Source organism: Mycolicibacterium sichuanense (genome assembly GCF_033741125.1).
GTDB lineage: Bacteria > Actinomycetota > Actinomycetes > Mycobacteriales > Mycobacteriaceae > Mycobacterium.
Window position 1 is genome coordinate 99,217 of the sequence record NZ_JAWQPU010000002.1, and the last position, 21,152, is coordinate 120,368.

Below are 21,152 nucleotides of genomic sequence, written 5' to 3' on the forward strand. Positions count from 1 at the left end.
ATTTGCTCTCCGAACACGTGCGCGCCCCTCAGCCGGTACGCGGTGCCTGCGCTGCCATCGGGTCGACGGCGGCCGGCCACCAGATGCGAGGCCCGATCAGGGTGAAGAGCGCCGGGATGATGACGGTGCGCACCAGGAAGGTGTCCAGCAGGATGCCGAGCCCGACGATGATGCCGATCTGGGTCAGCACGATCAGGGGCAGCACGCCGAGGACGGCGAACACGGCGGCCAGCACGATGCCGGCGCTGGTGATGACGCCGCCGGTGGCGGCCACGGCCCGCACGATTCCGTCGGTGGTGCCGTTGGCGTGGGTCTCCTCCCTGGCGCGGGTGACCAGGAAGATCGTGTAGTCGACGCCGAGGGCGACCAGGAACAGGATGGCGAACAGCGGCGTGGTGTCGGCCAGTGCGGGGAAGCCGAAGACGTGCACGCTGGCCCATCCGCCGAGGCCGAGGGCAGCCAGCGCGCTGAGCACCGTCACGCCGACCAGGATCAGCGGTGCGAGCGCGGCTCGCAGCAGCGCGTACAGCACCAGCAGCACGACGGCCAGGATCGCCGGGATGACCACGCGCTGGTCGCGCTCGGCGGCGTTGCGGGCGTCGAGGGCCTGGGCGTCGGAACCGCCGACGAGCGCATCCGGATCGACGGCATGCAGCGACCCCCGCAGCGCGGCGACCACCTCGAACGCCTTCGGTGAGGCAGGCGGGGCGTCGACGACGACCGAGAACTGCGTCAGGCCGTCGGCGGAGCGGCCCGCCTCGGTCACTGACACCACGCCGGGGGTGGCTTGCGCGGCGGCCCGCAGCTCGGCGGCCCGGTCGGTGCGTCCGATGACGCGGGTGGGGTCGGTCAATCCGCCGGGAAGGTGTGCGGCCAGGGTGTCGTAGGCCGCCACCGACTCGGACTTCACCCGGAACTGCTCGGTCTGGGACAGGCCCACCGGGGTGCCGAGCAGCAGCCCGCCGAGCACGGCGAGCAGCGCGATGCTGCCGATCGCGACGCGGCCGGCGTGGCCGCTGACCCACGTCGCCACCCGGTACCAGGGGCCGGGTTTCGTGGCTTCGTGGTCTCCGTGGTGCGGGACGAACGGCCAGAACAGTCGCGGCCCGAACAGTGCGAGCAGGGGTGGCAGCGCGGCGAGGACGAAGAGCGCGGCGACCACCAGTCCGCAGGCGGCCTGGGCTCCGAGGCTCCGGGTCGACGGCACCACGGCCAGCAGCAGGGTCAGCAGCGCCAGCACCACGGTGGCGTTGCTGGCCAGGATCGCGGGGCCGGCGTGGCGCACCGCGATGCGCAGCGCGTCGCGGTGCGGCGCTCCCGCCCTGGCGCGCGTCAGTTCCTCCCGGTAGCGGGAGATCAGCAATAGGGCGTAGTTGGTGCCCGCTCCGAAGACGAGCACGCTGGTGATGCCGGTGGTTGACCCGTCGGCGGTCAGCCCCGTCAGCTCGGAGACCTTGGCGCCCACGGCGGCCGCCGTTTGGTCGGCGATCGCGATGACGATCAGCGGCACCAGCCACAGGATCGGTGAGCGGTAGGTGACGATGAGCAGCAGCGCGACGACCGCGGCGGTCACCGCCAGCAGGGTGACGTTGGCACCGGAGAACGAATCGGCGATGTCGGCGCCGAAGGCTGGACCGCCCGTGATCTGCAGCCGAAGGCCTTGGGGTGCACCATCGTTGGCGGCGGCACGCAAACCCTTGACGGTATCGCGCAGCTCGAATCCGGACAGGTCGGCGGCGATCGGCACGGGCGCCAGCGCGACGGCGCCGTCCTCGGAGACCGTGACGGGTGGGGCCGCGGGGGTCGCCGCGCGGGCCAGGACCCGCTGGCGGGAGGCGTCGATGGCGGCCACGTCGGACGGGGATAGCGCGGCGCCGTCCGCGCGGGAGGCCACCAGGATGACCGGGGCCGTGTCGCCGGCGGGAAAGTCCCTGGCGAGTGCGGCGGCCCTGGCCGACTCGGCCGACGAGGGTACGGGCACCGGGGATTGGGTGGCCCCGGCATTGCTACCGGCGAGCCCGATCAGGAGGCCACCGGCGGCGAAGATGACCAGGGTGATCACCCACGACCACCTGGCGCACACGGCAGCGGAGAATCGATCCCAGCAACTCATGACCCGAGTATATTAAGACTCTTAATGATTAATCAAGTTAAGGAGTAGTGACGTGGAGTCCACGCCGCCGACCGCGCGCGACGCCGCCGAGGAGTCGATCGTGTCCGACGTGCAGGCCCTCTCCGCCGAGTCCGACGAGCTTGGCCGGGTGTTCTGTGCCCGACACGATCTCGGCCCCAACGACTTTCGCGCCCTCCTGAACGTCATGGTGGCCGAACGGGACGGCGTTCCGCTCACGCAGAGCCAACTAGGCCAGCGCATCGGGGTATCCGGCGCCGCCATCACCTATCTGGTCGAACGGATGGTGGCCTCGGGTCACCTCAGTCGCGAACCCCATCCGGCCGACCGCCGCAAGGTGCTGCTGCGCTACGGCGAGCGCGGCAGCGCCGTGGCCCGGTCGTTCTTCACGCCGCTGGGCCAACACATGGAGGCCGAGCTGCGCGACTTCTCCACTGCCGAGCTGACGACCGCGCACCGGGTGCTGGCCGCGGTGCTCGAGTCGCTGCGGGTCTTCAATGCGGAGCTGCGCGCCGACGGCTGAATCGGACTCAGAGCCAGTCGCGCCGCTTGAACATCACGTACAGCAGCGCCACGACGAGCACGATCACCGCGGTGCTGGCGATGAAGCCCGTCACGGTGTTGATGCCCGGGTATTCGACGTTCTGGCCGTAGAACCCGGTCACCGCCGTCGGCACCGCGATGATGGCCGCCCAGCCCGTCAGCTTCTTCATCACGGTATTGAGCCGGGCGTCCTGCAGTGACAGGTTGGTCTCGAAGACGGTGGTGACCATGTCGCGCAACGACTCCGTCCACTCCGAGGCCCGCAGCACGTGGTCGTAGAGATCGTCGTAGAGCGGATCGAGCTCAGGGGCGGTCTTGGAGTCCATTCGTCGGCTCTTGATGGCGCTGACCACCTCTCGCATCGGCAGGACCACGCGGCGCAGTTCGACGAGGTCCTTGCGATAGCGAAAAGTACGACGTTGCAGGCCCTTTCGCGGACCGTCGTCGTCGAACAGCTCGTCCTCGAGTGACTCGATGTCGTCGTCGAGCGCCTGCACCGCATCGAAGTGCCCGTCCACCACGACGTCGAGCAGGCCGTGAACCAGGGCGCCGACCCCGTACTGCTGCCCGCCGAGTTCGTCGAACCGCCGCGACACCTCGTCGACGGGGAAGCTCGGGTCACCCCCGTTGGTCGGGGGCAACCGCACGGTGATGAGCCCGCGTGGCAGCACGAACGCCGAGATGCGGTGCTTGGTCAGCGTCGGCGTGACGTCGTCACCGGGCGCGGGCTCCAGGATCTGGATCGCGTAGACGGTGAAGAACGTGTGGGTCCGGTAGACCGTGGCCTTGGTGCGCTCCCTGGGCGCGGTGGCGTCCTCGACGGCCCACACGTTGAGCCCGAGTTCGTCGGCGAGTGCGGACAGGGCGTCGTGGTCCGGGTCGAAGATGTCCGCCCACACCAGGGTGTCGTCGGCCCCGAGACAATCCGAGATGGCCGAGAACGCAAAGCCCTCCACTGGTTCGCCCGATCGCCAGATCCGTCCGTGCACCTCGGTCATGCCGCCATCATCCCCGGCCCTGCGTACCGCTGCCGCGTCGGTCATCTCGAATTCGCACCGATCTCGCATCGAGACTCCCCGGCCTAGTGCCATGGGCCACCCCGTGGCCGCACGATGGCAACCAGTGATTCATTGGCTCGACGAATGGAGTGCTGCTGCCGTGAGTGTGGTGGTTGAACGTGGACTCGCGCGCTGTCCACGATGCGTTGCGGTCGCCGACTACGCCTTCGTCGAGTCGGGACCCAATTCCATTCGCTACGAGGTGCGTTGCAGCCGGTGCGGCGAGGACTACTGCGAGGTGCACGCACCCGTCGCGCCCGACTTCACCGCCGCGGTCGACGCGGTGGCCGTCCTGCCGCCCATCGTGGCGCCGACTCCGTTCGAACTCCGCAGGCGACGCGCGGTCGCCTGGCTGACCAGCCAGCGGGCCAGGGCCTCCGACGCCATGCGGTCGACCTGGGCACGGGTGACGCGAATCACCCACGCACTGACCGAATTCCACCGGTAACGGCACGGCCCGAGACGAGCGAGGCCCCTCCCCGGGTACCAGGAAGGGGCCTCATCGGGTGCGGGACTACAGCTGGTTGCGCAGCTCCCGCAGGGTCTTCTCAAGGATGCGCGAGACGTGCATCTGAGACACCCCGATCTGCTCGGCGATCTGGCTCTGGGTCATCGACTCGAAGAAGCGGAGGTAGAGCACCGTGCGCTCGCGCTCCGGCAGCGCGCTCAGCAGCGGCCGCACCGTCTCCTGGTCGGTGATCCTGTCGAATTCGAAGTCGACCTCGCCGACGGTGTCGGACACCATCCGCGGGGCCGAATCTCCGCTCGAGACGGGCGCATCGATCGAGTGAACTCGGTACGCCTCGGCGGCCAGCATGCTGTCGACGATGTCCTCGCGGCTCATGTCCAGAGCGTCGGCCAGCTGGCCAGCGGTGGGCGCCCGGCCCAGTGACTGGGTCAGCTCGGTCGTCGCCCCGGTGATGTGTCCGTGCCGATCCTTGAGTCGGCGCGGCACGTGCATCGACCAGCCGTGGTCCCGGAAGTGACGGCGGACCTCGCCCATCATGGTCGGCACGGCGAAGGCGACGAAGTGCGATCCCTTCGCAGGGTCGAACCGGTTGACGGCCTTCACCAGGCCCAGTCGGGCGACCTGGGTCAGGTCTTCGATGTCCTCGCCGCGGCCGCCATAGTGCCGCGCGATGCGGTCGGCCAGGGCGAGGCAGCGATTGAAGATCGCCTCACGCTGGCGGGCCACCTCTGCGGATTCGGGGACGTCGCCGCTCATGGCGACGAACATCTCCATCACGTCGGCGTATTCGTCGACGTTGGCCGTCGGTTCGGGTACCTCGGTTACGGGTGCAGTCGACTCTTGTCGTTCCAATTTCGGTCGTTCTAGTTCGACGGTCAAGGTCACACCTCCCAAACCTGGCTGGTGACGAGCTGGGTGGTGATGAGTTCGGTTGTGCAGCAGTTGATTTCCACTGGTGGACCCCCTAACAGGCGTCCCTGGGCAGAGCGCGCGAAGACCGAAGTCGGTGCGGCGCAATGCCCCTTCCGTCGAGGACGGAACCGGCAATTTGCCGTGACCACGCGGGGCGGTGTGGGTGCAATCTCGCGCAGGAGTCTCTACGAGTGAGGTGCGAACCCAGAAGAATCGCGGGGCTTGGTGCCCGCTTTGCACTAAACGGGAATGTCCGTGTGGACTCCTTCACCCTACGCCCTCCGGCAACTGCCCGGAAGCCAAGGATTAAAACTCGCCGTGATCTCAGCCATTCCACAGGATCGTCGTTCACGGATAGAAACATCGGGTGTTCACGGCGCCTGCGGAACCCTGCTGTCGCTGACGCGCATTCGCCCAGCCCAGCCAGCAGAAAGCCGTAGGAACAGTGTCCGTCTTCGTCGATGTCGTGCCCGAGGAGTCGCGTGCCGACTCGCCAGCCAAGGGCGCTGGTAACGGCAAGTGGCGCGGCCGATTGACCCGCGCTGCGCTACCCCTGCTGTCCGTCGCCGTCTTCGGTGTCGCATGGCAACTGGCCGCAGCCAGCGGCATCTGGAATCAGACCTTCGTGCCATACCCCAGCACCGTCTGGCGGGCCTTCATCGACGTCTCCACCACCCACGACGGCACCCGCGGCTACGCCGGCTACCTGCTGTGGGAGCACCTGTACATGACCCTGCGCCGGGTGCTGGTCGGCGTCGTGATCGGCGTCGGCGTCGGCGTCGCGCTGGGACTGGTCATGGGGTCGATCGGTTGGGTGCGCAGCGTGCTCGAACCGTGGCTGACGTTCCTGCGGGCGCTGCCGCCGCTGGCCTACTTCTTCCTGCTCGTCATCTGGCTGGGCATCGACGAGGCGCCCAAGATCACGCTGCTCGCGCTGGCCGCCCTGCCGCCAGCGGCGGTCGCGACGACGGCCGCGGTGGTCGCCGCGCCAGTCGGCCTCACCGAGGCGGCCCGGGCACTCGGCGCCACGCGGCTGCAGGTGATCCGCGACGTCGTGGTGCCCTCGGCGCTGCCCGAGACGTTCACCGGCATCCGGCTTGCCGTCGGCATGGCCTACTCGTCGGTGGTCGCGGCCGAACTCTTCAACGGCATTCCCGGCATCGGCGGCCTGGTGAAGGACGCCAGCAATTACAACAACACCCCGGTCGTCCTGGTCGGCATCTTCGCGATCGGGTTCTCGGGTCTGGTGATCGACGGTCTGCTGCGCACGGTCGAACGCCGCGCCGTCCCATGGAGAGGAAAGATATGAAGCTCAAGGCTCTCGTCGCCGCGGTCGCCGTCGCCACCCTGGGGCTGGCGGGCTGCTCGGTGGACCACTCCGGGCAGGACTCGGCCAAGCCAACCATTCGCATTGGCTACCAGACGTTTCCGAGCGGTGACCTGATCGTCAAGAACAACAAGTGGCTCGAAGGGGCGCTGCCCAACTACAACATCAAGTGGGTCAAGTTCGACTCGGGTGCCGACATCAACACCGCCTTCATCGCCAAGGAGCTCGACTTCGGGGCGCTGGGTTCCAGCCCGGTGGCGCGCGGTCTGTCCGCGCCGCTGAACATTCCGTACAAGGTCGCCTTCGTGCTCGACGTGGCCGGTGACAACGAGGCGCTGGTGGCCCGCAACGGCAGTGGGGTCAACACCATCGCCGACCTGAAGGGCAAGCGCGTCGGCACGCCGTTCGCGTCCACCGCGCACTACAGCCTGCTGGCCGCGCTGGCCCAGAACAACCTGTCTCCCAGTGACGTTCAGCTCGTCGACCTGCAGCCGCAGGCCATCCTGGCGGCGTGGGAGCGCGGCGACATCGACGCCGCCTACACCTGGCTGCCGACGCTGGACGATCTGCGCAAGACCGGCAAGGACCTGATCACCAGCCGTCAGTTGGCCAAGGACGGCAAGCCCACGCTGGATCTCGGCGCGGTCGCCGACGACTTCGCCTCGGCCCATCCGGAGGTGGTCGACACCTGGCGCCAGCAGGAGGCCCGCGCGCTCGACACCATCGCCGACGATCCCGACGCCGCTGCCAAGGCCATCGCCGCCGAGATCGGTCTGACGCCGGAAGCCGTTGCCGGACAACTGAAGCAGGGCATCTACCTCACGCCGGCGGAGCTGACCTCGCCGGAGTGGCTCGGAACCGACGGAGCCCCTGGCAAGATCGCAGAGAACCTGGAGAGTGCCTCGCAGTTCCTGGCGGCGCAGAAGCAGATTCCGGCGGCCGCCCCGCTGAAGACGTTCCAGGACGCCATCTACACCAAGGGTCTGCCCGATGCCCTCAAGCAGTGAGGCCCGTGGCGGACTGCGCATCGAGAACCTCGCGCACCGCTACGGCGACGTGACCGCTCTCGGTCCGGTGAACCTGGACGTCGAACCCGGGGCCTTCCTGGTGCTGGTGGGTGCCTCCGGGTGCGGCAAGAGCACCCTGCTGCGCCTGATCGCCGGATTCGAGGAGCCGAGCGCGGGCAGCGTGCAGGTCGCGGGTGACGCGCCGACGCCGGGGGTGACGGCGGGTGTCGTCTTCCAGCAGCCCCGGCTGTTTCCGTGGCGCACCGTCGGCGGCAACGTCGACCTCGCGCTGAAGTACGCCGGGGTGCCGAAGGACCAGCGGACCGAGCGTCGCGATCGACTGCTGCAGCGCGTCGGCCTCGAGGGGACGACGGATCGCAAGATCTGGGAGATCAGCGGCGGTCAGCAGCAGCGCGTCGCAATCGCGCGGGCACTGGCCGCCGAGACACCGCTATTCCTGCTCGACGAGCCGTTTGCGGCGCTCGATGCGCTCACCAGGGAACGGTTGCAGGAGGACGTCCGCCAGGTGAGCGCCGAGACCGGACGCACCACGGTGTTCGTGACCCATAGCGCCGACGAGGCCGCCTTCCTCGGCTCGCGCATCGTCGTGCTCACGCGCCGGCCGGGTCAGGTGGCGCTGGATCTGCCCGTCGACCTGCCTCGCACCGGCGTCGACCCCGACGAACTGCGCCGCTCGCCGGAGTACACCAGGCTGCGCGCCGAGGTTGGCCGGGCCGTCAAGGCCGCAGCCGCCTAGTTCACGCGCGGGTTAGACCGGCGGGTAGGCCGGGGGCGGGTACACGCCACGCAGACCCCACGGCACGAAGTTGAAGAAGTATTCGATCTCGTCGCTGGCGTCGTAGTCCGGATTCGGATCCATCATTACCTCCAAGCGGGATGACCTTTGGCCGAAGTCTAGACCGAAGTAGTCGAGCGCGGACACCGGTCTGGGCACTTTGCATAGACTGACGGCCAACCAGTTGATTGGTTCGCCGGGCGGGGGTCCGGCGAACCGCCACCCGAGTACCCGTCCCGACTGCATAGTGAGCGTCATGTCCACCGAATCACCACCGAACGGCCTCACCCGCCGCGAGGAACTCCTCGCCGTCGCCACCAAGCTGTTCGCGGCGCGGGGGTATCACGGTACCCGGATGGACGACGTCGCCGATGCCGTCGGGCTCAACAAGGCCACGGTCTACCACTACTACGCCAGCAAGTCACTGATCCTGTTCGACATCTGCAAGAGCGCCGCCGACTTCACCGTCGGGGCCCTCGACGACGATCCGTCGGCGTCGGCGCGGGAGATGATCTACCACTTCACCCGCAGGTTGTTGGTCGGCATCGCCAGCGACGTCGAGCGCGGCGCGGTCTACTTCCAAGAGGCGCCCTACATCACCGAGTGGTTCACCGAGGAGCAGGTCGCCTACATCCGCAAGGCGGAGTCGACGGTGTACGAGCACGTCCGCGACCTCATCGACCGCGGGATCGCCAGCGGTGAGTTCTACGACTGCGACTCGCACGTGCTGGCACTCGGCTACATCGGGATGACGCTCGGCTCCTACCGGTGGCTGCGTCCGCAGGGCCGCCGCACCGCCCCCGAGATCGCGGTCGAGTTCAGCACGGCGCTGTTGCGCGGTCTGATCCGCGACGAGACGGTGCGGACCCAGGAACCCCTCGGCATCGACGTCGGCTATCCCCGGCGCTAGGTGAAGTCGATGAGCTGGCGCACGGCCCGTCCGTCGGCGAGCTGGTCCATGCCCTCGTTGACGTCGTCGAGCGCGATGGTCGCCGACACCAGTGACTCGACGGGCAGCCGGCCGTCCCGCCACAGCGCTACGAAGCGCGGAATGTCCCTGGCGGGTACCGCGGAACCCAGGTAGCTGCCGATGAGCGAGCGGCCCTCGGCGACGAAACCCAACGGCGACACGCTGATCCGCGCGTCGGGGCTGGGCAGCCCGACCGTCACGGTGCGGCCGCCGGGCCCGGTGATGGCGATCGCCGTCTCCAGCGCGGCCGGGTGGCCCGCCGCCTCGATGGCGATCCGCGCCTCGAGCTCGCCCACGTCGTCGGGGCTGACGGCCCGGTGGGCACCAAGGCTCTTGGCCAGCGCCAGCTTCTCGGGCAGGCGGTCCACGGCCACCACCTCGACGTCGTCGTAGGACAGCGCGGTCAGCAGCGCCGCCATGCCGACCCCACCCATCCCGACGATCGCGACGGTGTCACCGGGCCGGGGCTGGCCCGCGTTCAGCACGGCGCCACCGCCGGTGAGTACCGCGCAACCAAGCAGGGAGGCGACGACGGGCGGCACGTCGGCATCCACCGGCACCACCGAGCGCCGGTCCACGACGGCATGGGTCGCGAAGGCGGACACCCCGAGGTGGTGTAGCACCGGTCCGTGCTCGCCGACGAGCCGGGTGCCGCCGCTCAACAGGACGCCGGCGCCGTTGGCGGCGCTGCCCGGCTGGCACGGCGCCAGGCCGTCGGTGGCGCAGGCGCTGCACTCCCCGCACCGCGGCAGGAAGGTCATCACGACGCGCTGGCCGACGGCGACGTCGCCCACCGCCGCGCCCACCTGCTCGACGATGCCGGCCGCCTCGTGGCCCAGCAGCATCGGCACCGGCCGCACGCGGGAGCCGTTGACCACGGACAGGTCCGAGTGGCACAGCCCCGCGGTCTCGATGCGGACGAGCAACTCGGTGTCACCCGGCGGTGCGAGCTCTAGGTCGGTGACGGTCAGCGGGCGGGATTCGGCATACCGGGGCGGTGCCCCGATCCGATCGAGGACGGCTCCACGGATCTTCACGCCACCAGCTTGCCAGCCCCGCCCTCACCACCTAAGACACATGGGCCACCTGAAACACTTGCCCGATGAGCACGACCGAGCGGGAGCTGACGCCCCGGGACTTCCCGGTGCACTGGCCGGTGCTGACGCGGTGGACGGACAACGACATGTTCGGTCATCTCAACAACGCCGTGTACTACGAGCTGTTCGACACCGCGATCAACGCCTGGCTGGGCACCAACGCGGGCCTGGACCCCGTCACCGCGCCGTGGCTCGGGGTGGTCGCCGAATCCGGTTGCCGCTACTTCGCCGAGCTTCGGTTCCCCGACCCGCTCGTCGTCGGGCTTGCCGTCACGCGGCTCGGCACCAGCAGCGTCAGCTACCGGCTGGCCGTCTTCGCGCCGCCCGAGGCAGCCGGACCGGCCAAACCCGTTGCCGCCGTGGGGCACTGGGTGCACGTCTACATCGACCGCGAGACGCGTCGTCCCGTCCCCATCCCCGACGCCATCCGGTCCCTGCTGCAGACGGCGTTGGTCGGCTGAGCGGAGCGCACCCGATATGCTCGCCCGATGCCGCTCGTGAGCAAGACCGTCGAAGTGACGGCCCCGGCCGAATCGATCATGGCGATCGTCGCCGACTTCGAGGCCTACCCGCAGTGGAACGAGGAGATCAAGGGCTGCTGGATCCTGGCCCGCTACGACGACGGGCGGCCCAGCCAGCTGCGCCTGGACACCTCGGTGCAGGGCATGGACGGGACCTACATCCAGGCCGTCTACTACCCGGGCGAGAACCAGATCCAGACCGTCATGCAGCAGGGCGACCTCTTCTCCAAGCAGGAGCAGCGATTCGCGGTCGTCGCGATGGGCCCGACCAGCCTGCTGACCGTCGACCTCGACGTCGAGGTGTCCATGCCGGTGCCCGCGATGATGGTCAAGAAGGTCGTCAACGACGCACTCGAGCACCTCGCCGACAACTTGAAGAAGCGCGCCGAGAGCCTGGGTTCGGCCTAGCTAGGTCCAGAGTCCCAGCTCGTCGAGCCGCGCGGTCAGCCGCCGGGCTCCGTCGGAGAACTGCGCGTCGGTCAGCCGGACCACGGTGTCCACGTCGCGGCGGCGCAGCGCCTGGATCAGCCGGCGCCGATTGACCACGGTGTGCCGGCCCCACTGCGGGTCGCTGGCGTAGATGTGCGGGGGCAGGTACCGGGCGGCGTGCAGTAGGAACCAGGCGAGTTTGATCCGGCCCGAGGCCCGGTTGAAGGTGCGGTGGAAGGCGAATTCGGACTCGATCACCGCATCGGTGTCGTGACGTTCGATGGCGTCGGCGGCGGCACCGGCGAGCTGCTCGAGTTCGTCGATCTGCTCGTCGGTGATCCGCTCGGCGGCCGATCGCGCCAGCTGAGCCGCGATGACGGCCTGCAGCCAGAAGATGTCCTCGATGTCGTCGCGGGTCAACGGTGAGACCACGTGGCCACGATGGGGTTCGAGCTGGACCATGCCCTCACCGCGCAACGTCCGCAGCGCCTCGCGCACGGGGGTGATGCTGACGCCCAGTTCGGCGGCCGTCTCGTCGAGCCGGATGAACGTGCCGGGCCGCAGCAGTCCGGACATGATGCGCACCCGCAGATGCCCGGCGACCTCGTCGGAGAGCTGCTCGCGGCGCACTCCGCGACGCTGATTCGTCCGTGGCGTGGCTGGTGCGTTCATGGCGCGAACCCCCCTCGAATGCCCGGTGGCATCGCCCGTGCCGTGGGGTTGTCCCTCGGCCGCCGAGGCCCTAGTGTGACCGGGGTTACGCCATGTTTGATCAAATATCAACGCCGCGCAACCTGCGCTAGCCAACAGGGGAGCATTCAGACGTTGACGACAGCACCAGCCCCGGTCGAGCAGCCGTATCTGGCGCGCCGACAGAACTGGAACACCCAGCTCACCCGGCACGCGCTCATGCAGCCCGAGGCGACGGCGTTGCGGTTTCTCGGCCACACGACGACCTGGGCCGAGCTGGACCGCCGCGTCACGGCGCTCGCGGGCGCCCTGAGTCGCCGCGGTGTCGGGGTCGGCGACCGGGTGCTGATCCTGATGCTCAATCGCGCCGAGTACGTCGAGTCGATCCTGGCGACCAACCTCCTCGGCGGAATCGCGGTGCCGGTGAACTTCCGCATGACACCACCGGAGATCGCCTTCCTCGTCGGCGACTGCGAGGCGAGGGTGGTCATCACCGAACCCGTGCTGGCCGGGGTCGCGGCGGCCGTCCGCGAGCTGGACCCGACGCTCGCCGACGTCGTCGTGGCCGGCGGCGGTACGGAGGACGGGCTGCTGGGATACGAGGACCTGCTGGCCGAGTCCGGGCCCGCCCCCGCTCCGGTCGACGTTCCCAACGACTCGCCCGCGCTGATCATGTACACCTCGGGCACCACCGGCCGGCCCAAGGGCGCGGTACTGACCCACGTCAACCTGGCCGGCCAGGCGATGACGCACCTGTTCACCAGCGGCGCCGACCTAAACCACGACGTCGGGTTCATCGGCGTCCCGCTGTTCCACATCGCTGGGGTCGGCAACACCATCACCGGCCTGCTGCTCGGCCGCCCGACGGTGATCTACCCACTCGGTGCGTTCGATCCTGGCGCCCTGCTCGACGTGCTGGAGAGCGAGCGCGTCACGGGCATCTTCCTGGTGCCGGCGCAGTGGCAGGCGGTGTGCGCCGCGCAGCGGGCCAAGCCACGAGAGCTGCACCTGCGCACGCTGTCGTGGGGTGCGGCCCCGGCGTCGGACACCCTGCTTCGGGAGATGAGCGAGACCTTCCCGGGCTGTCAGATCCTTGCCGCCTTCGGGCAGACCGAGATGTCCCCGGTGACGTGCATGCTGCTGGGTGACGACGCGATCAGGAAGCTGGGCTCGGTCGGCAAGGTCATCCCGACGGTGTCGGCGCGCGTCGTCGACGAGGACATGAACGACGTCGCGACGGGGCAGGTGGGCGAGATCGTCTACCGGGCGCCCACGTTGATGGCGGGGTACTGGAACAACCCGAGGGCCACGGCCGAGGCGTTCGCGGGCGGCTGGTTTCACTCCGGCGATCTGGTTCGCCAGGACGACGAGGGCTACGTCTGGGTGGTCGACCGCAAGAAGGACATGATCATCTCCGGGGGCGAGAACATCTACTGCGCCGAGGTGGAGAACGCGTTGGCCGCCCACCCGTCGATCGGGGAGGCCGCGGTGATCGGCCGCCCGCACGACAAGTGGGGCGAGGTTCCCGTAGCCGTGGTGGCCCTGACCGCGGCCGCGCAGTCCGCGCTGACGCTGGCCGATCTCGACGAATTCCTCACCGAACGGCTGGCCAGGTACAAGCATCCGAAGGCCCTCGAAATCGTCGAGGCGCTGCCCCGCAATCCGGCCGGCAAAGTGCTCAAGACGGAACTGAGGACCCGATTCGGCGCGGCCCGTTCCGCTGACGCTGGCGAAAGTTCTTCTGCTCCAACGGTTTCAGTCGCCCGAACGGAAGGATGATCCGTGCCGGTGTCTTTGCCAACGGTTACACCCTCAATCTTGCCGATGCGGCGCAGGCGCCCGATTGCATCGGGTACTCTCCTGTGGTCCGCCTTACTACCCGCGAGTAGGGAGACAGTTGTCACAGACACCGAACTCGGACTAGGAGGCGGCATGCGAGAGGTTTTGCCCCCGCTCCGCATTGATCGCGGATTCGTCGGGCGCGAGATCGCGAGACCGCACCTGTGACGGCGCAGAATCCGGGCCTCTTCGACTACGTCCGCGGCCAGGTACGGCCGGGCCTCGAGGCCGTCGGCGGCTTCGTCAAGATGTGCGTCCTGACCGGCAAGGCGCTGTTCCGCAGGCCGTTCCAGTGGCGCGAGTTCATCCTGCAGGGCTGGTTCCTGATGAGGGTGGCATTCCTGCCCACCATCGCGGTCGCCATCCCGCTGACCGTCCTCATCATCTTCACGCTGAACATCCTGCTCGCCGAGTTCGGCGCCGCCGACATCTCCGGTGCCGGCGCCGCGCTGGGCGCGGTCACCCAGCTGGGCCCCCTGGTAACCGTGCTCGTCGTTGCCGGCGCGGGTTCGACCGCGATCTGCGCCGACATCGGCGCCCGAACCATCCGCGAGGAGATCGACGCGCTGGAGGTCCTCGGCATCGATCCGATCCACCGCCTGGTCGTCCCGCGCGTGATCGCCTCGACCTTCGTGGCCTTCCTGCTCAACGGCGCCGTCATCACCATCGGCCTCGTCGGCGGGTTCGTCTTCGGCGTCTACATCCAGAACATCTCGGCCGGCGCCTACGTCTCGACGCTGACGCTGGTCACCGGCCTGCCCGAGGTGCTGATCTCGGTGGTCAAGGCATTGACCTTCGGGTTGATCGCCGGCCTGGTCGGGTGCTATCGCGGCCTGACGGTCTCCGGTGGCGCCAAGGGTGTCGGCACCGCGGTCAACGAGACGCTGGTGCTCTGCGTCATCGCGCTGTTCGCGGTGAACGTCGTGATGACCACCATCGGCGTCCGATTCGGAACGGGGCGCTGACATGTCGACCTCCGCAGTCCTTCGCCAGCGGTTCCCGCGGGCCGTCCCGCGCGCGCAGAAGCTGGCCGGCTCGCCAGCCCGCTTCCTCGACAGCACCGGCCACATCGCCTGGTTCGTCGTCACCGCGGTCGGCTCCATCGGCCACGCGTTCCGGTACTACCGCAAGGAGATGCTGCGGCTGGTCGCCGAGATCGGCATGGGCACCGGCGCCATGGCCGTCATCGGTGGCACCGTCGCCATCGTCGGCTTCGTCACCCTCTCCGGCGGCTCCCTGATCGCCATCCAGGGCTTCGCGTCGCTGGGCAACATCGGCGTCGAGGCGTTCACCGGCTTCTTCGCCGCGCTGGTCAACGTGCGCATCGCCGCACCGGTGGTCGCGGGCCAGGCGCTGGCAGCCACCGTCGGGGCCGGTGCCACCGCCGAGTTGGGCGCCATGCGCATCAGCGAGGAGATCGACGCGCTGGAGGTCATGGGCATCAAGTCGATCAGCTACCTGGTGTCGACGCGCATCATGGCCGGCTTCGTGGTCATCATCCCGCTGTACGCGATGGCGATCATCATGAGCTTCCTGTCCGCGCAGGTCACCACGACGCTGTTCTACGGCCAGTCCACCGGCACCTACGAGCACTACTTCCGGACGTTCCTGCGGCCCGACGACGTGGCCTGGTCGTTCGTGCAGGCCATCATCATCTCGGTCATCGTGATGCTGAACCACTGCTACTACGGCTTCTACGCCAGCGGCGGCCCGGTCGGCGTCGGCGAGGCGGTCGGTCGCTCGATGCGCGCCTCGCTGATCGCGATCGTGCTGGTCGTCCTGTTCGCTTCGTTGGCGCTCTACGGCACCAACGCCAACTTCAACCTGACGGTGTAGCCGATGACCGCACCAGGCCAGAACCAGCTGCCCGTCAACGAGCCACGGACGCCACCCTTCAAGATCGCCGGCGTCGTGCTCCTCATCGTCGTCGCGATCGTCGTCAGCCTGGTTTGGCTGCAGTTCCGCGGCGACTTCCAGAACCCGGAGAAGCTGGAGCTCATCTCCTCGCGGTCGGGCCTTTCGATGGATCCCGGCTCCAAGGTGACATACAACGGGGTCGAGATCGGCCGGGTCTCCGACGTCTCGGCGATCGAGCAGGACGGCCAGCCCGCGGCCAAGGTCACCCTCGACGTCAACCGTCAGTTCACCAACCTGATTCCGCAGAACGTGGACGCGCAGATCAAGGCGACGACGGTCTTCGGCAACAAGTACATCGCGTTCTCCTCGCCGAAGAACCCGTCGCCGCAGCGGGTCTCGTCGTCCACTCCGATCATCGCCTCCGGGGTGACCACCGAGTTCAACACGTTGTTCGAGACGCTGGTGTCGGTGACGCAGAAGGTCGACCCGATCAAGCTGAATCAGACCCTGACCGCGACCGCGCAGGCATTGGACGGCCTTGGCACGCGTTTCGGCCAGTCCATCGAGAACGGCAACGCGATCCTGGCGGACGTCAACCCGCTGATGCCCCGCATCCGGCAGGACAACCAGCGCCTGGCCGATCTCGCCGACGTGTACGCCGACGCTTCGCCCGACCTGTTCGACGGGCTGAAGAACGCCGTAGTCACGGCCAAGACGCTGAACGACGAGCAGAGCACCATCGACCAGACGCTGATGGCCTCGGTGGGCTTCGGCAACACCGGTGGCGAGGTGTTCGAGAAGGCGGGGCCGTACCTGGTGCGCAGCTCGGCCGACCTGGTGCCGACCAGCGCGCTGCTCGACGAGTACAGCCCGATGCTGTTCTGCACCATCCGCAACTACCACGACGTCGAGCCCAAGATCGCCTCCTCGCTCGGCGGCAACGGATACTCGCTGAACACCCACTCCGAGATCCTGGGTGCGGGCAACCCCTACGTGTACCCCGACAACCTGCCGCGGGTGAACGCTCACGGTGGTCCCGAGGGCCGGCCGGGCTGCTGGCAGCCGCTCACCCGTGACCTGTGGCCGATGCCGTACCTGGTGATGGACACCGGCGCCAGCATCGCGCCGTACAACCACATCGGACTGGGTCAGCCCATCGCCAACGAGTACGTCTGGGGCCGCCAAATCGGGGAGAACACGATCAACCCATGAAGATCACCGGTACAGCGATCAAGCTCGGCGCACTGTCACTGGTGCTGCTGCTGTTCACCGCGCTCATCATCGTGGTCTTCGGCCAGATGCGGTTCGACCGAACCACCGGCTACTCCGCGATCTTCAAGAACGCCAGTGGTCTGCGGGCCGGACAGTTCGTCCGCGCCTCGGGTGTCGAGGTCGGCAAGGTCTCCAAGGTCGAACTGATCAACGGCGGCAACGAGGTCCAGGTCGACTTCTCCGTCGACCGCTCCCTGCAGCTGTTCCAGGGCACCACGGCATCCATCCGGTACCTGAACCTGATCGGTGACCGGTACATGGAGCTCAAGCGGGGCGACGACAACACCAAACTGCCCGCGGGCAGCACCATTCCCGACAGCCGTACCGAGCCGGCGCTGGACCTCGACGCCCTGATCGGTGGCTTCCGGCCGCTGTTCCGAGCCCTCGATCCGCAGAAGGTGAACTCCATCGCCCAGTCGATCATCACGATCTTCCAGGGCCAGGGCGGCACCATCAACGACATCCTGGATCAGACCGCCTCGCTGACTGCCGCACTGGCCGACCGCGATCAGGCCATCGGTGAGGTCATCAAGAACCTGAACACCGTCCTCGCGACGACGGTCAAGCACCAGCAGCAGTTCGACGAGACGGTGAAGAACTTCGAGACGCTGGTCACCGGATTGAAGAACCGCGCCGATCCGATCGCCTCGTCGGTGGCCAACATCAGCGACGCTGCCGGGTCGGTCGCCGACCTCCTCGGCGAGAACCGTCCGCTGCTGCAGAAGACGGTCACCAACCTCGAGATCCTCCAGCAGCCGCTGGTCGACCAGAAGGAACAATTGAACGACACGCTGATCAAGATCCCCGCCGCGCTGAAGATCATCGGCCGCGCCGGTGGCATCTACGGCGACTTCTTCAACTTCTACGCCTGCGACGTCACGCTCAAGTTGAACGGATTGCAGCCGGGCGGCCCGGTCCGCACGGTCAAGGTGTGGTCTCAGCCATCGGGTAGGTGCACGCCGCAATGAGGACTCTCGAGGGCAACAACCGGATCCGCAACGGGTTGATGGGCATCATCATCCTGGTGCTCGTCATCGGCGTCGGCCAGAGCTTCGCCAGTGTCCCGATGATCTTCGCGCAGCCCAAGTACTACGCGCAGTTCAGCGACACCGGCGGGCTCAACCCCGGTGACAAGGTACGCATCGCCGGTGTCGACGTCGGCCAGGTGCAGTCCCTGGCCATCGACGGCGACAAGGTGATCATCGGGTACTCGCTGAACGGCACCAAGATCGGCACCGACAGCCGCGCGAACATCCGCACCGACACGATCCTGGGACGCAAGAACCTCGAGATCGAGCCGAAGGGCTCATCGACGTTGCGCGCCAACGGGATTCTGCCGCTGGGACAGACCACCACGCCGTACCAGATCTACGACGCGTTCTTCGATCTGACCAAGGCGGCGTCGGGCTGGGACACCCAGTCGGTCAAGAAGTCGTTGAACGTGCTCTCGGAGACCATCGACCAGACCTACCCGCACCTGAGCGCCGCGCTGGACGGCGTCGCGCGGTTCTCCGACACCATCGGCAAGCGCGACGAGGACATCAAGTCGCTGCTCGCCAACGCCAACAAGATCGCCGGCGTGCTCGGCAGCCGCAGCGGTCAGATCAACGACCTGCTGGTCAATGCCAAGACCCTGCTGGCCGCGATCAACGAGCGCTCCTACGCGGTGAGCCAACTGCTCGAGCGCGTCAGCGCGTTCTCCACGCAGGTCCGGGGCTTCATCAACGACAACCCCAACCTCAACAAGGTGCTCACCCAGCTGCAGACCATCAGCGACGTGCTGGTGGCGCGCAAGTTCGACCTGGCCGACACGTTGACGTCGCTGAGCAAGTTCACCGCGTCGCTGGCCGAGGCCCTCGCGTCGGGTCCGTACTTCAAGGTGATGCTGGTCAACCTGCTGCCGTACTGGATCCTGCAGCCGTGGGTCGACGCCGCGTTCAAGAAGCGCGGCATCAGCCCCGAGGAGTTCTGGGGCAACGCCGGCCTGCCGTCGTTCCGCTACCCGGACCCCAACGGCCAGCGCCAGCCCAACGGCGCCCCGCCGCCGGCGCCGACGCCCCTGGAGGGGACGCCAGAGCATCCCGGCCCTGCCGTGATCGCGGGCTCGCCGTGCTCCTACGCCCCGGCGCCCGGCAACTACCCGACGCCTGGCAACCCGCTGCCGTGCGCCAGCGCGGAGAACGGGCCGTTCGGGCCGAACCCGTACGGCGCCAACGACTACGGACCACCGGACGTGCTCGGGGCGCCGCCGAACCCGAACGCGCCGCCCGCGGCTCCCGGCGTCCCCAGTGCCGCGTTCCCCGGTGAGTACTCGCCGCCGGTTCAGGGCACCCCGCCGCCGTCGTTCGCACCGGGTCCGCCCGGAGCCAGGACGGTGCCGGCGACGCCAGGACCGTCGGACCCCTACATCGCACCCGGCTCGCTGCAGGGTGACGGCACCTCGCCGCCGCCCCCCGCGCTGGTGGGTCCGATCCCGCCGCCAGGGCCCGGGCCGCAGACCCCCGGTGACGCGCAGCTGCCCGGCAATCCGCCGTTCCTTCCGCCCGGATCACAAGGTTAGGGGGCACCAGAGATGTCGACGATCTTCAACGTCCGGAATCTGAAGATGCCCGCCCTGACCAAGGGGGCGGTCATCATCGGCACGCTCGTCGTGATCGTGGCGGTCGCCGCTGCGTTCGGTGGCTGGCACCTGTACAAGAAGCTGACCTACAACACGGTGGTGGCCGAGTTCCCCCAGACCCTTGCGCTCTATCCCGGGGACAAGGTGCAGATCATGGGCGTTCGCGTCGGCTCGATCGACAAGATCGAACCCGACGGCGACAAGATGCGGGTGACCTTCAACTACGAGTCCAAGTACAAGGTCCCCGCCAATGCCACGGCCTCGATCCTGAACCCCAGCCTCGTCGCGTCGCGCACCATCCAGCTGGCCCCGCCCTACACCGGCGGACCGGTCATGCAGGACGGCGCGCTCATCCCGGAGGACCGCACCCAGGTCCCCGTCGAGTACGACGAGCTGCGCGACTCGATCAACCGGATCCTGACCGACCTGGGGCCCACCAAGGAACAACCCAAGGGCCCGTTCGGTGACGTCATCGAATCCTTCTCCGACGGTCTGGCCGGCAAGGGCCAGCAGATCAACAAGACGCTCAACAGCCTCTCCGAGGCGTTGACCACGTTGAACTCCGGCCGCGGTGACTTCTTCGGCGTCGTGAAGAGCCTCGCACTGTTCGTCAACGCGCTCTACAAGAGCGATCAGCAGTTCGTCGAACTCAACGACAACCTGGCGCAGTTCACCAACTCCTTCACCAATACCGACCGCGAGGTGGCCAGTGCCGTTCAGGACCTGAACCAGCTGCTGACCACCACGCGCAGCTTCTTGAACCAGAACTCGACGGTGCTGACCAAGGACGTGAACAACCTGGCCGACGTCACCACTGCGATCCTGCAGCCGGAGCCCCGTAAGGGCCTGGAGACCGGCCTGCACGTGTACCCGAACCTGGCGGCCAACATCGTCAACATCGCCTCGCCGAACGCCGGCGGCATCGTCGGTCTGCCGACCATCAACAACTACGCCAACCCGATGCAGTTCCTCTGCAGCGCGATTCAGGCGGGCAGCCGGCTGGGTTACCAGGATTCTGCGGAGCTGTGCGCGCAGTACCTGGCGCCGATCCTGGATGCCACCAAGTTCAACTACCCGCCGTTCGGGCTGAATCAGCTGAACACCGCGATGACGTTGCCCAAGCAGATCGCCTACTCCGAGCCCCGGCTGCAGCCGCCGCCGGGATACAAGGACACGACGGTGCCCGGCGTCTTCTCCCGCGACACGCTGTTCTCGCACGGCAATCACGAGCCCGGCTGGACCGTGGCGCCCGGCATGCAGGGCATCGAGGTGCAGCCGTTCACGGCGAACATGCTGACGCCGGAATCGCTGGGCGAGCTCATGGGTGGACCCGACATCGTGGCGCCGCCCGCGCCGCCGGCCTTCGGCGTCAACGACGGCAGGCTTCCCGGCCCGCCCAACGCCTACAGCGAGAACCAGCCACTGCCGCCGCCGTGGTACCCGCAGCCCGGGCCGCCGCCGGCGCCCGCGCCAGGGGTGCTCCCCGGTGATCCGCTGGGTGCGGTCGCACCCGCCGCGGGGCCGCCCCCCGCTGCCGCGCCAGCACCCGCTGGTCCGCCGCTGCCCGCTGAAGCAGGAGCAGGTTGATGAGCCGCTCGCGCGAAGAGAAGTCGA

At 68.1% G+C, this 21,152-nt stretch carries 21 protein-coding genes; 15 read left to right on the forward strand and 6 right to left on the reverse strand.

Going from position 1 to position 21,152, the window contains the following annotated elements; genetic code table 11:
* Positions 1 to 28: 28 nt before the first annotated feature.
* Positions 29 to 2,083, reverse strand: coding sequence for an MMPL family transporter (locus SBI80_RS07300; RefSeq protein ID WP_318974351.1), 2,055 nt, complete (start codon positions 2,081 to 2,083; stop codon positions 29 to 31).
* Positions 2,084 to 2,165: 82 nt separating this feature from the next.
* Between SBI80_RS07300 and SBI80_RS07305 the strand changes: the two genes are divergently transcribed.
* On the forward strand, positions 2,166 to 2,654 hold the full coding sequence (locus tag SBI80_RS07305) for a MarR family winged helix-turn-helix transcriptional regulator (RefSeq protein WP_318973820.1): 489 nt from the start codon (positions 2,166 to 2,168) through the stop codon (positions 2,652 to 2,654).
* A 7-nt stretch (positions 2,655 to 2,661) separates the two neighbouring features.
* Here the strand turns inward: SBI80_RS07305 and SBI80_RS07310 are convergent, their stop codons facing one another.
* Positions 2,662 to 3,672, reverse strand: a complete 1,011-nt coding sequence (locus tag SBI80_RS07310) for a magnesium transporter CorA family protein (protein ID WP_318974352.1) — start codon at positions 3,670 to 3,672, stop codon at positions 2,662 to 2,664.
* Between the two features lie 169 nt (positions 3,673 to 3,841).
* On the opposite strand from SBI80_RS07310, the gene SBI80_RS07315 reads away from it, so the two are divergent.
* Positions 3,842 to 4,180 carry a hypothetical protein gene (locus SBI80_RS07315; RefSeq protein WP_318973821.1) on the forward strand — a complete coding sequence of 113 codons (339 nt, stop codon included), beginning with the start codon at positions 3,842 to 3,844 and terminating at the stop codon, positions 4,178 to 4,180.
* A 66-nt stretch (positions 4,181 to 4,246) separates the two neighbouring features.
* On the opposite strand, the gene SBI80_RS07320 is transcribed toward SBI80_RS07315, so the two are convergent.
* Positions 4,247 to 5,053, reverse strand: a complete 807-nt coding sequence (locus SBI80_RS07320; protein WP_318974353.1) for a SigB/SigF/SigG family RNA polymerase sigma factor — start codon at positions 5,051 to 5,053, stop codon at positions 4,247 to 4,249.
* Positions 5,054 to 5,558: 505 nt separating this feature from the next.
* Here SBI80_RS07320 and SBI80_RS07325 point away from each other — a divergent pair.
* Genes SBI80_RS07325 through SBI80_RS07335 form a run of 3 tightly spaced genes read left to right on the forward strand, consistent with a single transcriptional unit; the run spans position 5,559 to position 8,204 of the window.
* Positions 5,559 to 6,422 carry an ABC transporter permease gene (locus SBI80_RS07325; RefSeq protein ID WP_318973822.1) on the forward strand — a complete coding sequence of 288 codons (864 nt, stop codon included), beginning with the start codon at positions 5,559 to 5,561 and terminating at the stop codon, positions 6,420 to 6,422.
* Positions 6,419 to 7,447: a taurine ABC transporter substrate-binding protein gene (locus SBI80_RS07330; protein ID WP_318973823.1), complete on the forward strand. Its 1,029-nt coding sequence runs from the start codon at positions 6,419 to 6,421 to the stop codon at positions 7,445 to 7,447. The genes SBI80_RS07325 and SBI80_RS07330 overlap by 4 nt, the downstream gene beginning before the upstream one ends.
* Positions 7,431 to 8,204, forward strand: coding sequence for an ABC transporter ATP-binding protein (locus tag SBI80_RS07335; RefSeq protein WP_318973824.1), 774 nt, complete (start codon positions 7,431 to 7,433; stop codon positions 8,202 to 8,204). Before SBI80_RS07330 ends, SBI80_RS07335 begins: the two co-directional genes overlap by 17 nt.
* 12 nt (positions 8,205 to 8,216) lie before the next feature.
* On the opposite strand, the gene SBI80_RS07340 is transcribed toward SBI80_RS07335, so the two are convergent.
* Entirely contained in the window at positions 8,217 to 8,330 is a 114-nt protein-coding gene (locus SBI80_RS07340; RefSeq protein ID WP_318974354.1) for a hypothetical protein, read from the reverse strand.
* Between the two features lie 169 nt (positions 8,331 to 8,499).
* On the opposite strand from SBI80_RS07340, the gene SBI80_RS07345 reads away from it, so the two are divergent.
* The gene (locus SBI80_RS07345; protein ID WP_318973825.1) at positions 8,500 to 9,153 is read left to right on the forward strand and encodes a TetR/AcrR family transcriptional regulator; all 654 of its coding nucleotides are present in this window, start codon (positions 8,500 to 8,502) and stop codon (positions 9,151 to 9,153) included.
* On the opposite strand, the gene SBI80_RS07350 is transcribed toward SBI80_RS07345, so the two are convergent.
* Positions 9,150 to 10,250 (reverse strand): alcohol dehydrogenase catalytic domain-containing protein, encoded by a 1,101-nt coding sequence (locus tag SBI80_RS07350; protein WP_318973826.1) that lies wholly within the window; start codon positions 10,248 to 10,250, stop codon positions 9,150 to 9,152. The two genes, SBI80_RS07345 and SBI80_RS07350, sit on opposite strands and share 4 nt — an antisense overlap.
* A gap of 65 nt (positions 10,251 to 10,315) precedes the next feature.
* On the opposite strand from SBI80_RS07350, the gene SBI80_RS07355 reads away from it, so the two are divergent.
* Both SBI80_RS07355 and SBI80_RS07360 read left to right on the forward strand, forming a co-directional pair.
* Positions 10,316 to 10,771, forward strand: coding sequence for an acyl-CoA thioesterase (locus SBI80_RS07355; protein WP_318973827.1), 456 nt, complete (start codon positions 10,316 to 10,318; stop codon positions 10,769 to 10,771).
* A 27-nt stretch (positions 10,772 to 10,798) separates the two neighbouring features.
* Positions 10,799 to 11,239 (forward strand): SRPBCC family protein, encoded by a 441-nt coding sequence (locus SBI80_RS07360; RefSeq protein ID WP_318973828.1) that lies wholly within the window; start codon positions 10,799 to 10,801, stop codon positions 11,237 to 11,239.
* Here SBI80_RS07360 and SBI80_RS07365 read toward each other — a convergent pair whose 3' ends face one another.
* Positions 11,240 to 11,932 (reverse strand): GntR family transcriptional regulator, encoded by a 693-nt coding sequence (locus tag SBI80_RS07365; protein ID WP_318973829.1) that lies wholly within the window; start codon positions 11,930 to 11,932, stop codon positions 11,240 to 11,242.
* A 153-nt stretch (positions 11,933 to 12,085) separates the two neighbouring features.
* Here SBI80_RS07365 and fadD5 point away from each other — a divergent pair, with 153 nt between their 5' ends.
* The 7 genes from fadD5 to SBI80_RS07400 all read left to right on the forward strand — a co-directional run bounded on the left by fadD5 (position 12,086) and on the right by SBI80_RS07400 (position 21,125).
* Positions 12,086 to 13,729: a fatty-acid--CoA ligase FadD5 gene (fadD5, locus tag SBI80_RS07370; RefSeq protein ID WP_318973830.1), complete on the forward strand. Its 1,644-nt coding sequence runs from the start codon at positions 12,086 to 12,088 to the stop codon at positions 13,727 to 13,729.
* 224 nt (positions 13,730 to 13,953) lie between these two features.
* A complete protein-coding gene (locus SBI80_RS07375) occupies positions 13,954 to 14,754 on the forward strand; it encodes an MlaE family ABC transporter permease (RefSeq protein WP_318973831.1) in 801 nt (266 codons plus the stop codon).
* A 1-nt stretch (position 14,755) separates the two neighbouring features.
* Positions 14,756 to 15,625 (forward strand): MlaE family ABC transporter permease, encoded by an 870-nt coding sequence (locus SBI80_RS07380; protein WP_318973832.1) that lies wholly within the window; start codon positions 14,756 to 14,758, stop codon positions 15,623 to 15,625.
* A 3-nt stretch (positions 15,626 to 15,628) separates the two neighbouring features.
* Positions 15,629 to 16,858, forward strand: coding sequence for an MCE family protein (locus SBI80_RS07385; RefSeq protein WP_318973833.1), 1,230 nt, complete (start codon positions 15,629 to 15,631; stop codon positions 16,856 to 16,858).
* Entirely contained in the window at positions 16,855 to 17,886 is a 1,032-nt protein-coding gene (locus SBI80_RS07390) for an MCE family protein (RefSeq protein WP_318973834.1), read from the forward strand. Before SBI80_RS07385 ends, SBI80_RS07390 begins: the two co-directional genes overlap by 4 nt.
* On the forward strand, positions 17,883 to 19,478 hold the full coding sequence (locus SBI80_RS07395; protein ID WP_318973835.1) for a virulence factor Mce family protein: 1,596 nt from the start codon (positions 17,883 to 17,885) through the stop codon (positions 19,476 to 19,478). The genes SBI80_RS07390 and SBI80_RS07395 overlap by 4 nt, the downstream gene beginning before the upstream one ends.
* Positions 19,479 to 19,490: 12 nt before the next feature.
* Positions 19,491 to 21,125: a virulence factor Mce family protein gene (locus SBI80_RS07400; RefSeq protein ID WP_318973836.1), complete on the forward strand. Its 1,635-nt coding sequence runs from the start codon at positions 19,491 to 19,493 to the stop codon at positions 21,123 to 21,125.
* Positions 21,126 to 21,152 lie beyond the last annotated feature (27 nt).